The 13,894-nt window shown below is 67.5% G+C and carries 9 protein-coding genes; 1 reads left to right on the top strand and 8 read right to left on the bottom strand.

Annotated features, from left to right (window positions below; translation table 11 throughout):
- Positions 1 to 1,010 (top strand): M48 family metalloprotease (locus ITI46_RS06835; RefSeq protein WP_247745574.1); only part of this gene is annotated, 1,010 nt, incomplete at its 5' end.
- 101 nt (positions 1,011 to 1,111) lie between these two features.
- Here the strand turns inward: ITI46_RS06835 and ITI46_RS06830 are convergent.
- The 8 genes from ITI46_RS06830 to nusG form a co-directional block, all read right to left on the bottom strand.
- Positions 1,112 to 5,011, bottom strand: a complete 3,900-nt coding sequence (locus ITI46_RS06830; protein WP_209238487.1) for a DNA-directed RNA polymerase subunit beta' — start codon at positions 5,009 to 5,011, stop codon at positions 1,112 to 1,114.
- 95 nt (positions 5,012 to 5,106) lie between these two features.
- Positions 5,107 to 8,589 (bottom strand): DNA-directed RNA polymerase subunit beta, encoded by a 3,483-nt coding sequence (gene rpoB / locus ITI46_RS06825; protein ID WP_209238486.1) that lies wholly within the window; start codon positions 8,587 to 8,589, stop codon positions 5,107 to 5,109.
- Positions 8,590 to 9,119: 530 nt separating this feature from the next.
- Positions 9,120 to 9,509 carry a 50S ribosomal protein L7/L12 gene (gene rplL / locus ITI46_RS06820; RefSeq protein WP_209238485.1) on the bottom strand — a complete coding sequence of 130 codons (390 nt, stop codon included), beginning with the start codon at positions 9,507 to 9,509 and terminating at the stop codon, positions 9,120 to 9,122.
- Between the two features lie 131 nt (positions 9,510 to 9,640).
- On the bottom strand, positions 9,641 to 10,213 hold the full coding sequence (gene rplJ / locus ITI46_RS06815) for a 50S ribosomal protein L10 (protein WP_209238484.1): 573 nt from the start codon (positions 10,211 to 10,213) through the stop codon (positions 9,641 to 9,643).
- 289 nt (positions 10,214 to 10,502) lie between these two features.
- The gene (locus tag ITI46_RS06810) at positions 10,503 to 11,381 is read right to left on the bottom strand and encodes an SCO4651 family lipoprotein (RefSeq protein ID WP_209238483.1); all 879 of its coding nucleotides are present in this window, start codon (positions 11,379 to 11,381) and stop codon (positions 10,503 to 10,505) included.
- Between the two features lie 192 nt (positions 11,382 to 11,573).
- Complete coding sequence (rplA, locus tag ITI46_RS06805) at positions 11,574 to 12,296, bottom strand: 50S ribosomal protein L1 (protein ID WP_209238482.1); 723 nt, start codon at positions 12,294 to 12,296, stop codon at positions 11,574 to 11,576.
- Between the two features lie 85 nt (positions 12,297 to 12,381).
- A complete protein-coding gene (gene rplK, locus ITI46_RS06800) occupies positions 12,382 to 12,816 on the bottom strand; it encodes a 50S ribosomal protein L11 (RefSeq protein ID WP_070017400.1) in 435 nt (144 codons plus the stop codon).
- A gap of 185 nt (positions 12,817 to 13,001) precedes the next feature.
- Entirely contained in the window at positions 13,002 to 13,883 is an 882-nt protein-coding gene (nusG, locus tag ITI46_RS06795; RefSeq protein ID WP_209238481.1) for a transcription termination/antitermination protein NusG, read from the bottom strand.
- Positions 13,884 to 13,894: the final 11 nt, after the last annotated feature.

Here is a 13,894-nt window from a genome sequence, read left to right as displayed (position 1 = left end):
CACCCGACCCGTCCCAGCAACCGCACCCCCACGAAATGGAGTTCGCCCAGCGCCGCATCCACGTAGCCGCGCACCAGCGCGGCATGGACGCCACCGCGGTCGGCGGACTGCTGCTCTACATCCCGCACGTACTGTGCAGCCTGGTTGCCGTCCTGCTGATCTCGCTGCTGCTCGGGGAGCTGTGGTTCCTGCTCCTGCTGGCCTGGCTGGCCAGTGGGGCGCTGGTGTTCCACCGGCCCACCGAGTCGGTGCTGGCTCGCTGGCTCTTGCGGCTGCGCTACCCGACGCCGGAGGAACACGCCCGGTTGGAACCGGTGTGGCGGGAGGTGACGGCCCGGGCAGGCGTCGACGGCCGCAACTACCAGCTGTGGGTGGAGGACAGCCGCGATCTCAACGCCGTCGCCGCCGCGGGGCACATCGTCGGTGTGACGAGCTTCGCACTGCACCGCATCCCCTCCGGCCAACTCGCCGCCGTGCTCGCGCACGAGCTGGGCCACCACGTCGGCGGCCACGCGTGGTCTTCGCTGCTGGGCTACTGGTACTCGCTGCCGGGTCACGCCGCGCTGCGCCTGTGTCGGGCATTGCTGCGCCTGTGCGGGGCTGTGCTGTATGGGGTGCTGAGGGCCTTCCCCTTCGCCGGCCTCATCTGCGGGATCGTCCTGTTGGTGCTGTTCACCGGGCTAGCCTGGGCCACGATCGCCACCCTGTACGGGCTGCCGCTGCTGATACCCGCCGTCCCTTACCTGCTGGCAGCGGTGGGCCGTCGGTCCGAACTGCGCGCCGACCAGCAGGCAGCGGCGCTCGGATTCGCTCCGATGCTCGCCGAGGTGCTGCGCCAGAGCATGCCCGTGGCCCAGCCCGCCCAGGGCCAGTACGGCACGGCGGCCCTGACCCCGGCCAGCGGTCTCCCGCCGGACCAGCGGGGCACGCTCGCCCGGCTCCTGGACACCCACCCTCCATACCACGTCCGGCTGCATCACCTGCGGCCGTATCTGGAGCCCCGGAGCTGACCCGGTGGTGGCGCAACCGTCCGGTAATACGCCGAAGGGCGGCCACCCGTGCGGGGTGGCCGCCCTTCTCAGAAGGCTCGCGCACTCAGGCGCAGGCCGACTCAGGCGTTGTACGGCCCGTAGTCGTAGTCCTCCAGCGGGACCGCCTGGCCGGAGCCGGTGCCGAAGGGCGAGTAGTCGATGTCGTCGTAACCGACGGCCGAGTACATCGCTGCCTTCGCCTCCTCGGTGGGCTCGACCCGGATGTTGCGGTAGCGGGACAGGCCCGTACCGGCCGGGATGAGCTTACCGATGATGACGTTCTCCTTGAGGCCGATCAGGGAGTCCGACTTGGCGTTGATCGCCGCGTCGGTCAGAACCCTGGTCGTCTCCTGGAAGGACGCCGCCGACAGCCACGACTCGGTGGCCAGCGACGCCTTGGTGATACCCATCAGCTGCGGACGGCCGGAGGCCGGGTGGCCGCCCTCCTGCACCACGCGCCGGTTCTCACCCTCGAACTTGGTGCGCTCCACCAGCTCGCCCGGCAGCAGCTCGGCGTCGCCGGACTCGATGATCGTCACGCGGCGCAGCATCTGCCGGATGATGATCTCGATGTGCTTGTCGTGGATCGACACACCCTGCGAGTTGTAGACCTTCTGGACCTCGCCCACCAGGTGCACCTGGACCGCGCGCTGGCCGAGGATACGGAGCACGTCGTGCGGGTTCTCTGTACCGACGGTCAGCTTCTGGCCGACGGCGACGTGGTCGCCCTCGCCCACCAGCAGCCGGGCGCGCTTGGAGACGCTGTAGGAGGTCTCGTCCGAGCCGTCGTCGGGGGTGACGATGACCTTCTTGGTCTTCTCCGTCTCCTCGATACGGACCCGGCCGGCCGACTCGGAGATCGGCGCGACGCCCTTGGGCGTACGGGCCTCGAACAGCTCGACCACACGCGGCAGACCCTGGGTGATGTCGTCACCTGCCACACCACCGGTGTGGAAGGTACGCATCGTCAGCTGGGTGCCGGGCTCACCGATCGACTGGGCCGCGATGATGCCGACGGCCTCGCCGATGTCGACCAGCTTGCCGGTGGCCAGCGAGCGGCCGTAGCACATGGCGCAAGTGCCCACGTGCGACTCGCAGGTGAGGATCGACCGCGTCTTGACGATCTCCACACCGTGCCGGACCAGCTCGTCGATGAGCACGTCGCCCAGGTCGGTGCCGGCCGGGGCCAGCACCATGCCGTCCACGACGATGTCCTCGGCGAGGCAGCGCGCGTACACGCTGGTCTCGACGTCCTCCGCCTTGCGCAGCACGCCGTCCTCGCCCTTGGAGGCGATCCGCAGCTTGAGGCCGCGGTCGGTGCCGCAGTCCTCCTCGCGGATGATGACGTCCTGCGAGACGTCGACCAGACGACGGGTGAGGTAACCCGAGTCCGCGGTACGCAGGGCTGTGTCGGCGAGACCCTTACGGGCACCGTGCGTGGAGATGAAGTACTCCAGCACGGAGAGACCCTCACGGAACGACGCCTTAATGGGCCGCGGGATGGTCTCGTTCTTCGCGTTCGACACCAGACCACGCATACCGGCGATCTGACGCATCTGCATCATGTTCCCTCGGGCGCCCGAGTCCACCATCATGAAGATCGGGTTCGTCTTCGGGAAGTTCTCGTTCATCGCCTCGGAGACCTCGTTGGTCGCCTTGGTCCAAATGGCGATGAGCTCCTGCGTGCGCTCGTCCTTAGTGATCAGACCGCGCTCGTACTGCTTCTGGACCTTCTCGTCCTGCGCCTCGTAACCGGCGATGATCTCCGGCTTGGCGTCCGGGACGACAACGTCCGTGATCGCGATGGTCACACCCGAACGGGTCGCCCAGTAGTAACCGGCCGACTTCAGGTTGTCGAGCGCCGCGGCGACGACGACCTTGGGGTAGCGCTCGGCCAGGTCGTTGACGATCTGGGAGAGCTGCTTCTTGCCCACCGTGTAGTCGACGAACGGGTACTCCTCGGGCAGCAGCTCGTTGAAGAGCGCACGGCCCAGCGAGGTCCGCAGCCGGAACGGGTCACCGGGCTGCCACTCGGGCTCGCCCTCCTCCGGCGCCGGCGGGGTCCAGCCCAGCGGCGGGGTGGTGCCGGCCGGGAAGCGGATGTCGATCTTCGCCTGGAGCGACAGCTCCCCGGCGTCGAACGCCATGATCGCTTCCGCGGTGGAGTTGAACGAGCGGCCGTCGCCCTTGGTGACGCGCTGCTCCTCGTCCGTGGTGAGGAAGAACAGACCCAGGACCATGTCCTGCGTCGGCATCGTCACCGGCCGGCCGTCGGCCGGCTTGAGGATGTTGTTCGAGGACAGCATCAGGATGCGGGCCTCGGCCTGCGCCTCGGCGGACAGCGGCAGGTGCACGGCCATCTGGTCACCGTCGAAGTCCGCGTTGAACGCGGTGCACACGAGCGGGTGGATCTGAATGGCCTTGCCCTCGACCAGCTGCGGCTCGAACGCCTGGATGCCGAGGCGGTGCAGCGTGGGCGCACGGTTCAGCAGAACCGGGTGCTCGGCGATGACCTCTTCCAGCACGTCGTAGACGACCGTGCGGCCGCGCTCGACCATCCGCTTGGCGCTCTTGATGTTCTGCGCGTGGTTGAGGTCCACCAGCCGCTTCATCACGAACGGCTTGAACAGCTCCAGCGCCATCGCCTTGGGCAGACCGCACTGGTGCAGCTTGAGCTGCGGGCCGACGACGATCACGGAACGGGCCGAGTAGTCGACGCGCTTACCCAGCAGGTTCTGCCGGAAGCGGCCCTGCTTGCCCTTGAGCATGTCGCTGAGGGACTTCAGCGGACGGTTGCCGGGACCGGTAACCGGACGGCCGCGACGGCCGTTGTCGAAGAGGGCGTCAACAGCCTCCTGAAGCATGCGCTTCTCGTTGTTGACGATGATCTCCGGGGCACCGAGGTCCAGGAGCCTCTTGAGACGGTTGTTGCGGTTGATGACCCGGCGGTACAGGTCGTTCAGGTCGGAGGTCGCGAAGCGGCCACCGTCCAGCTGCACCATCGGACGCAGGTCCGGCGGGATCACCGGCACGCAGTCGAGCACCATGCCCTTGGGGCTGTTGCTGGTCTGCAGGAACGCGGAGACGACCTTCAGCCGCTTCAGCGCACGGGTCTTCTTCTGGCCCTTGCCGGTACGGATGATCTCGCGGAGCCGCTCCGCCTCCTCGTCCAGGTCGAAGGTCTCCAGGCGCTTCTGCAGCGCGGCAGCGCCCATGGAGCCGTCGAAGTAGGTCCCGAAGCGGTCGCGCAGCTCGCGGTAGAGCAGCTCGTCGCCCTCCAGGTCCTGCACCTTGAGGTTCTTGAAGCGGTTCCAGACCTCGTCCAGCCGGTCCAGCTCACGCTGGGCGCGGTCGCGGATCTGCTTCATCTCGCGCTCGGCGCCCTCGCGCACCTTGCGGCGCACATCCGCCTTGGCGCCCTCGGCCTCCAGCTCGGCCAGGTCGCTCTCCTGCTTCTTGGCGCGGGCTTCCAGGTCGGCGTCGCGGCGCTGCTCGATCTGCTGGCGCTCCACACCGACGTGCGCCTCCAGGGAGGGCAGGTCGCGGGTGCGGCGCTCCTCGTCGACGTACGTGATCATGTACGCCGCGAAGTAGATGACCTTCTCCAGGTCCTTGGGCGCCAGGTCGAGCAGGTAGCCCAGGCGGGAGGGAACACCCTTGAAGTACCAGATGTGGGTCACGGGAGCGGCAAGCTCGATGTGGCCCATCCGCTCACGGCGCACCTTGGCGCGGGTCACCTCGACGCCACAGCGCTCACAGATGATGCCCTTGAAGCGGACGCGCTTGTACTTGCCGCAGTAGCACTCCCAGTCCCGGGTCGGACCGAAGATCTTCTCGCAGAAGAGTCCGTCCTTCTCGGGCTTGAGGGTGCGGTAGTTGATGGTCTCCGGCTTCTTGACCTCGCCGTGCGACCACTGACGGATGTCGTCAGCGGTGGCAAGGCCGATTCGCAGTTCGTCGAAGAAGTTGACGTCGAGCACTCTCGTCAATCCCTCTCAGGGTCGTATGTCAATGGTCTGAACGGGTCGCGGGGCTGGCCGGGGCGTACGCGGGGTGTGCACCCCGGCCGACTCCGTCAGACCTCTTCGACGCTGCTCGGCTCGCGCCGGGACAGGTCGATTCCGAGCTCCTCCGCAGCGCGGAAGACGTCCTCGTCGGTGTCGCGCATCTCGATCGACATGCCGTCCGAGGACAGCACCTCCACGTTGAGGCAGAGCGACTGCATCTCCTTGATGAGCACCTTGAAGGACTCGGGGATGCCCGGCTCGGGGATGTTCTCGCCCTTGACGATGGCCTCGTAGACCTTCACGCGGCCGGTGACGTCGTCGGACTTGATGGTCAGCAGCTCCTGCAGTGCGTACGCGGCGCCGTACGCCTCCAGGGCCCACACCTCCATCTCGCCGAAGCGCTGGCCACCGAACTGGGCCTTACCACCCAGCGGCTGCTGGGTGATCATGCTGTACGGACCGGTCGAGCGCGCGTGCAGCTTGTCATCGACCAGGTGGTGCAGCTTGAGGATGTACATGTAGCCGACCGAGATCGGGTCCGGGAACGGCTCGCCCGAGCGGCCGTCGAACAGCTGGGCCTTGCCGGAGGGCTGGACCATACGGTCGCCGTCCCGGTTCGGCAGCGTGGACTCGAACAGACCGGCGATCTCGTCCTCGCGGGCACCGTCGAAGACCGGCGTCGCCACGTTGGTCTTCGGCGCCACGTCGTCCGCGCCGATCGCCTGCAGGCGCTGCATCCACTCCTCGGAGCCCTCGACCTTCCAGCCCTGGGAGGCCAGCCAGCCCAGGTGGATCTCCAGGACCTGGCCGGGGTTCATCCGGGAGGGGACGCCCAGCGGGTTGAGGATCACGTCGACCGGGGTGCCGTCCTCCAGGAACGGCATGTCCTCGACCGGCAGGATCTTCGAGATGACGCCCTTGTTGCCGTGCCGGCCCGCGAGCTTGTCACCGTCAGTGATCTTGCGCTTCTGGGCGACGTAGACGCGCACCAGCTGGTTGACGCCCGGAGGCAGCTCGTCGCCCTCCTCCCGGTCGAAGACGCGGACGCCGATGACCTTGCCGGTCTCGCCGTGCGGCACCTTCAGCGAGGTGTCACGGACCTCGCGCGCCTTCTCACCGAAGATCGCGCGGAGCAGCCGCTCCTCGGGGGTCAGCTCGGTCTCACCCTTCGGGGTGACCTTGCCGACCAGGATGTCGCCCGCCTCGACCTCGGCGCCGATGCGGATGATGCCGCGCTCGTCGAGGTCGGCCAGCACCTCTTCGGAGACGTTCGGGATGTCCCGGGTGATCTCCTCGGGGCCCAGCTTGGTGTCGCGGGCGTCGACCTCGTGCTCCTCGATGTGGATCGAGGAGAGGACATCGTCCTGCACCAGCCGCTGGGACAGGATGATCGCGTCCTCGTAGTTGTAGCCCTCCCACGGCATGAAGGCCACGAGCAGGTTCTTGCCGAGCGCCATCTCACCTTCGTCGGTGGACGGGCCGTCGGCCAGCACCTGGCCCTCCACGACGCGGGCACCCTCGTCCACCAGCACCTTCTGGTTGAAGGAGGTGCCCTGGTTGGAGCGGGTGAACTTGGCGACCCGGTAGGTGGTGTAAGTGCCGTCGTCGTTGGCCACCGTGATGTAGTCCGCGGAGACCTCCTGGACGACACCGTCCTTCTCGGCCTTGATGACGTCACCGGCGTCGACCGCGCAGCGGTACTCCATACCGGTGCCGACCAGCGGCGCCTCGGCCTTGATGAGCGGCACGGCCTGCCGCATCATGTTCGACCCCATCAGCGCGCGGTTGGCGTCGTCGTGCTCCAGGAACGGAATCATGGCCGTGGCCACCGACACCATCTGGCGCGGTGAGACGTCCATGTAGTCCACGTCGTCGCCCGGGATCAGGTCGACCTCGCCGCCACGGCGGCGGACCAGCACCCGGTCCTCGGCGAACCGCATCTCCTCGGTGAGCGGCGCGTTCGCCTGGGCGATGACGAAGCGGTCCTCTTCGTCGGCGGTGAGGTAGTGCACCTCGTCGGTGACGACGCCGTCGACCACCTTCCGGTACGGCGTCTCGACGAAGCCGAACGGGTTCACGCGGCCGTACGAGGCGAGCGAGCCGATCAGACCGATGTTCGGTCCTTCCGGCGTCTCGATCGGGCACATCCGGCCGTAGTGCGAGGGGTGCACGTCACGGACCTCGAAGCCGGCCCGCTCACGGCTCAGACCACCCGGGCCCAGCGCGTTGAGGCGGCGCTTGTGGGTGAGACCCGAGATCGGGTTCGTCTGGTCCATGAACTGCGACAGCTGGCTGGTGCCGAAGAACTCCTTGATGGAGGCGACGACCGGCCGGATGTTGATCAGCGTCTGCGGCGTGATCGCCTCGACGTCCTGCGTCGTCATCCGCTCCCGGACGACCCGCTCCATACGCGCCAGACCCGTACGGACCTGGTTCTGGATCAGCTCGCCGACGTTGCGCAGACGGCGGTTGCCGAAGTGGTCGATGTCGTCGGTCTCGATGACGATCGTGTCGCCCTCGGCGGACTGCGACTCGGTCTCGCCGGCGTGCAGCTTCACCAGGTACTTGATCGTGGCGATGATGTCGGCGTTGGTCAGCACGCCGGAGTCCAGCGGCTCGTCACCGCCGAGCTTCTTGTTGACCTTGTACCGGCCGACCTTGGCCAGGTCGTAGCGCTTCGGGTTGAAGTAGAGGTTCTCCAGCAGCGTCTGCGCGGCCTCGCGCGTCGGCGGCTCGCCCGGACGCAGCTTGCGGTAGATGTCCAGCAGCGCGTCGTCCTGCCCCTGGGTGTGGTCCTTCTCCAGGGTGGCGCGCATCGACTCGTACTGGCCGAACTCCTCGAGGATCTGCTCGGTGGTCCAGCCGAGCGCCTTGAGCAGTACGGTCACGGACTGCTTACGCTTGCGGTCGATGCGCACACCGACCATGTCGCGCTTGTCGATCTCCATCTCCAGCCAGGCACCCCGGGACGGGATGATCTTGGCGGAGTAGATGTCCTTGTCGGACGTCTTGTCGATGGAGCTGTCGAAGTAGACACCCGGCGAGCGGACGAGCTGCGTGACGACGACACGCTCGGTGCCGTTGATCACGAAGGTGCCCTTGTCGGTCATGAGCGGGAAGTCGCCCATGAAGACCGTCTGGGACTTGATCTCACCGGTCTCGTTGTTCGTGAACTCAGCGGTGACGAAGAGCGGAGCAGCGTAGGTGAAGTCGCGCTCCTTGCACTCGTCGATGGAGTTCTTCGGGGGCTCGAAGCGGTGGTCGCGGAAGGTCAGCGACATCGACCCGGAGAAGTCCTCGATCGGCGAGATCTCCTCGAAGATCTCTTCCAGACCGGACTTGGTGGGGACGTCCTGTCCACTGTCCAGCGCGGCCTCGACGCGAGCCTTCCAGGCGTCATTGCCGAGCAGCCAGTCAAAGCTCTCGGTCTGGAGCGCGAGAAGGTTCGGAACCTCGAGGGGCTCCTTGATCTTCGCAAAAGAGATACGCAGCGGGGCAGTGCTGGCGCCGTTGTTCGAATTGGCAGTCGAGGCAGTGCGCGAGGCGGCCAAGAGGGGGTCCTTCCGAGGGCTCGGACTCTCTACACGCATACCGGTCCCCCTGGTGACGGGCAGGGGGCAGCTAATAGGCAGCGCAAAGGGTCAGTGTAGCCCCATGGCCCACTGATGTCCAGAAAGGATTACGGGAAACCGGCTCACGCCCCGGTCTCCACCTCCTGTGATTGTTCTTCTCGTTTCCGCCCCCGTCCCCGGCGGCCTCGATACGCCGGGACGGACGTGCTGTGCTGCGGCTCGTCGTGCCTGCCGCAACCATTCCCGCTTCGCCGCCGATCCATGCCTCGGAGTTCGGATCGATGTGACGACGCGTCCCGAGAATTGCGCGCTGTGTGCCGTTCGTCAAGGCCCCCAGGAGCAACGAAGATCACCATACCCGCCGTCGCCCACCCCGGACGCGACCGTCCAGCAACGGCGAAGGGCGACCACCCGTCTGGGTGATCGCCCTTCGCTGCACAGCTACCCGCGCGGGGTAGCCCGCGGTCTACCGCGATGACTCCGCGAGCCGGTGGCTCATCGGGCCTGCGTCACTTGACCTCGACCGAGGCGCCGGCGCCCTCGAGGGACTCCTTGGCCTTGTCGGCGGCGTCCTTGGCGACCTTCTCGAGGACCGGCTTCGGGGTGCCGTCCACGAGCTCCTTGGCCTCCTTCAGACCCAGCGAGGTCAGCTCCCGCACGACCTTGATGACCTGGATCTTCTTGTCGCCGGCGCCGGTCAGGATGACGTCGAACTCGTCCTGCTCGGGCTCGGCCTCGGCGGCGGCACCGCCACCACCCGGGGCGGCGACGACGGCGGCAGCCGGGGCGGCGGCCTCGACGTCGAACTTCTCCTCGAACTTCTTCACGAAGTCGGAGAGCTCGATGAGGGTCATCTCCTCGAACTGGGCAAGCAGTTCGTCCTGGCTGAGCTTCGCCATGGTTTTGGTCCTTCCACTTCAGTCGGCTGGTGCCGGATCAATATGTCGGCGGGCTTACGGCCCGCTGTGACCGAGTGCGGTCGGTTGCCGTGTCATCGGTCACCCGCGGTGAGGGTGGCCGGGGACGGCACTTACTCGGACTCGGCCTCGGCGGGAGCCGTGGTGTCGGCACCGCCCTGCTCTTCGACCTTGCTGCGAAGCGCATCCGCGGTGCGGACGAACTTCGAGAGCGGGGCCTGGAAGGTCGCCGCGGCCTTCGCCATGGACGCCTTCATGCCACCGGCCAGCTTGGCGAGCAGCACCTCGCGGGACTCGAGGTCCGCGAGCTTCTTGAGGTCGTCGGCGCCGTACAGCGCGCCGTCGACGATGCCGCCCTTGATCACCAGGGCGGGGTTCTCCTTGGCGAAGTCACGAAGACCCTTCGCCGCCTCGACCGGGTCACCGGTCACGAAGGCGACAGCCGAGGAGCCCGACAGGAACTCGTCGAGCTCGTTGATCCCGGCCTCCTTGGCCGCGATCTTGGTCAGCGTGTTCTTCACCACTCGGTACTGAGCGTTGTCACCGAGCGCACGGCGCAGCTCCTTGAGCTGGGCCACGGAGAGTCCGGTGTACGCGGTGACCACAGCCGCGTTGGAACCACGGAACTTGTCCGTGATCTCGTTGACGGCTGCGATCTTGTCGGGAGCGATCTGGTCCCTCGCCATGGGCCTCGGCCTCCTTCCGGGTGATGAGGACCGCTCGGAAGGGGCTGAACACGGCAAACGCCCCAGCGCAGGCGCATGGGGCGTCGACTCGACCGAAATGCGTGCGGCACCTCGGGAGTTCTTCCTCAGTCACCTGCGCGGGTCGTCCGCAGCGAGCGGATCCTTCGGCCGTCGGCGCTCTGTGCGCGCACGACGACGACCAGCGGTCTTTGGCTTCGTAGGGAGAGTACGCGAACGGGCCCGGGACCGGCAAATCCGGCCCCGGACCCGCTGGAGGTCCCTGCTGAGGTCAGCTGAGGCCGCCGCCGCTCTTCATCAGCTGCGCGGCGTCCGACGTCTCGCCGACGGGGGGAGCGGTCACGTTCACCGGCGTGCCGTAGTCCGAGTAGTAGTTGGTGGCGTCGACGCCGGTGGCGCCGTCGGTGCTCTTGGCGACCTCGTGCTTCTTGACCAGCAGATCGTTCTCATCGATCCACAGATCGATCTTCTCCTTCTTCAGCCCCTGCTGCTTGAACTGCTGCTCCAGCGACTGCAGGTCCTCCTCCGAGAGGTCCTTCGACTGCATCCGGGTCAGCTCGGAGACGGAGATCGTGCCGGAGTAGTGCGTGGTCTTCTTGCCGCGCACCGTCTCGGTGCCGAGCGCCTTGACCTTGCCCGAGGCCAGGACGAGCTGGACCGAGCGGGCCGGGTTGTTGTTCTGCATCTGGTCCTTGAGCATGGCGCCCGAGGCGCCGCCCTTCTCGGCCAGCGCGTCGTAGTCGTACTTCATCCACTTCTTGCCGCCGGGGGCACCGGTGGAGGGGGCCACGTACATCGCGTCGGGCAGATAGCGGGCCTTGGCCGTCTGGCCGCCGGCGGTGCCCATGGTGAGGTCCGCCTCGCCCTTCATTCCGCCGCCGGACCAGTCGAAGGCGCCGTTCATCCTGGTCTCCATGGTCCTGCCCTGGCTCGTCTGCTCGTTGACGCCCTCGACCTTGGCGGAGTTCTGCTTGTCGGTGGCCGTCGACGCCTTCTTCAGGGCCGTCAGAGCGCCCTGCAGGGCCGAACCGCCCCCCTTGCCGTCGCCGCCCTTGCTGCCGCCGCCGTCGGCCTTCTCGGTGCCGCAGGCCGTCAGGCCCGCCATCAGCGCGATGCCCGCGGCAGCCGCCGCCATCCGTGTCCTGCGCATGGACTCCCCCTCGTGTGGGCGGGCCCCGACGGGCCCCCGTTTATCGGCTTATCCGCACCTTATGCAACGAGGGAGACGACGTGTGCACCGGGACGGGTTCCCCGGCGCCCGGTCGTGCGGAGAACGGCGAAGGCCGGTGCCCGCCCCATGGGGAGCGGACACCGGCCTTCGGACAGCTGCGCCGGTCGCGGATCAGACCGCGGCCGGGTCCTCCTCGACCAGGAGGTTGCGGGTGCGGTTCGGGTCGACCGGGATACCGGGGCCCATCGTGGTGGTGAAGGAAGCCTTCTTGATGTACCGGCCCTTCGCCGCCGCTGGCTTCAGCCTGGTGATCTCCTCAAGGGCAGCGGCGTAGTTCTCGACGAGCTGCTCCTCGCCGAAGGACGCCTTGCCGATGATGAAGTGCAGGTTGGCGTGCTTGTCGACGCGGAACTCGATCTTGCCGCCCTTGATGTCGCCGACGGCCTTGGCCACGTCGGGGGTGACGGTGCCGGTCTTCGGGTTCGGCATCAGACCACGCGGACCGAGCACGCGGCCGAGGCGGCCGACCTTGCCCATCAGGTCCGGGGTGGCGACGACGGCGTCGAAGTCGAGACGGCCGCCCGCGACCTCCTCGATGAGCTCGTCGGAGCCGACGATGTCGGCCCCCGCGGCCTCCGCCGCCGCAGCACGGTCGCCGGTCGCGAAGACCAGGACCCGGGCGGTCTTACCGGTGCCGTGCGGGAGGTTGACGGTGCCGCGGACCATCTGGTCCGCCTTGCGCGGGTCGACGCCCAGACGCATGGCGACCTCGACGGTCGCGTCGAAGTTCTTCGTGGAGGTCTCCTTGGCGAGGCGGACGGCCTCCAGCGGCGCGTACTGACGCGTCCTGTCGATCTTCGTGTCCGCTTCGCGGAGAGTCTTGCTGCGCTTCACTGCTGCTCCTGACGGTATGGAGTCGTGGTGCGGGCCAGCGCTTGGCCCTGCCACGGGGGTGGGGAGAGGTGCCGGTGCCGGGGGCTCAGCCCTCGACGGTCACACCCATGGAACGGGCGGTACCGGCGATGATCTTCTCCGCCTGGTCCAGGTCGTTGGCGTTGAGGTCGGGCATCTTCGTCGTGGCGATCTCGCGCACCTGGTCACGGGTGATCTTGGCGACCTTGGTGGTGTGCGGGGTGCCGGAGCCCTTCTCGACGCCCGCGGCCTTGAGGATCATCTTGGAGGCCGGCGGCGTCTTGGTGATGAAGGTGAAGGAGCGGTCCTCGTAGACCGTGATCTCCACCGGGATCACCCAGCCACGCTGCGACTCGGTCGCCGCGTTGTACGCCTTGCAGAACTCCATGATGTTGACGCCGTGCTGACCCAGCGCCGGACCGACCGGCGGAGCCGGGTTGGCTGCGCCGGCCTGGATCTGGAGCTTGATCAGCCCAGCGACCTTCTTCTTCTTGGGAGGCATGTTCTCTCCGGGTCCTGGTGAGTTGCGACTCTCCCCCACCCTTCACCCGGGCGGAGGCATACCGCACAACGATAGCCCGTACCGTTACGCGGCTTGAAACCGAGCAGGCCAGGAGAGCGCGAGCGCCTTCCTGACCTGTCCGGAAGCTGGTGTTCCCGCCCCTGGATTTCCGCCGGGGCCGGGGGTCAGTTTTTCTGGATCTGGTCGAAGCTCAGCTCGACCGGGGTCTCGCGGCCGAAGATCTCGACAAGGCCCTTGACCTTCTTCGAGTCGGCGTTGATCTCGTTGATGGTCGCCTGGAGGGTGGCGAACGGGCCGTCGGTGACGGTGACCGAGTCGCCGACCTCGAAGTCGAGCACCTGGACCTCGACCTTGCGGCCGGGCGCGCCAGCCGGCTTGCCCTCCTCCTCGGCGGCGGCGGCCTTGGCGGCCTTCTCCTCGGCCTCGGGGGCGAGCATCTTGACGATCTCGTCGAGGGTCAGCGGGTACGGGTCGTAGGCGTTGCCGACGAAACCGGTGACGCCCGGCGTGTTGCGGACGACGCCCCACGACTCGTTGGTGAGATCCATCCGGACCAGCACATAGCCGGGCAGCTTGTTCTGGCGCACGGTGCGGCGGTCGCCGTTCTTGATCTGGACGACCTCTTCCTGCGGCACCTCGGCCTGGAAGATGAAGTCCTCGACATTGAGCGAGACGGCGCGCTGCTCCAGGTTGGTCTTCACGCGGTTTTCGTAGCCGGCGTAGGTGTGGATCACATACCACTCGCCGGGCAGGAAGCGCAGTTCCTCGCGGAGCTGGGCGACGGGGTCGGCCTGCTCCTCCTCGGCTTCCTCGGCCTCTTCGCCCTCGGCAACCTCTCCGGCCCCGGCCTCGGCCTCGGTCTCCTCGGCGGACTCGGCTGCGGCCTCGTCCTCCTCGTGGACGGCGGCCTCCTCGGCGGGCTCACCGGCAGCGGCCTCGGCGGCTTCCGCCCGGTCGACGCTGCTGTCCGCTGCCTCGACGATGTCGCGCGCCGTGTCATCACCCTCTGCGGGCTCGACGGCATCGTTCATGTTCGGCTCAGACACGGTGGCTGCTT

It is taken from the genome of Streptomyces oryzae (genome assembly GCF_017676365.1).
In the GTDB taxonomy this organism is placed as follows: Bacteria; Actinomycetota; Actinomycetes; order Streptomycetales; family Streptomycetaceae; genus Streptomyces; species Streptomyces oryzae.
Note: the sequence above shows the minus strand (reverse complement) of the source record. Positions and strands in the feature narration are given on the sequence as shown.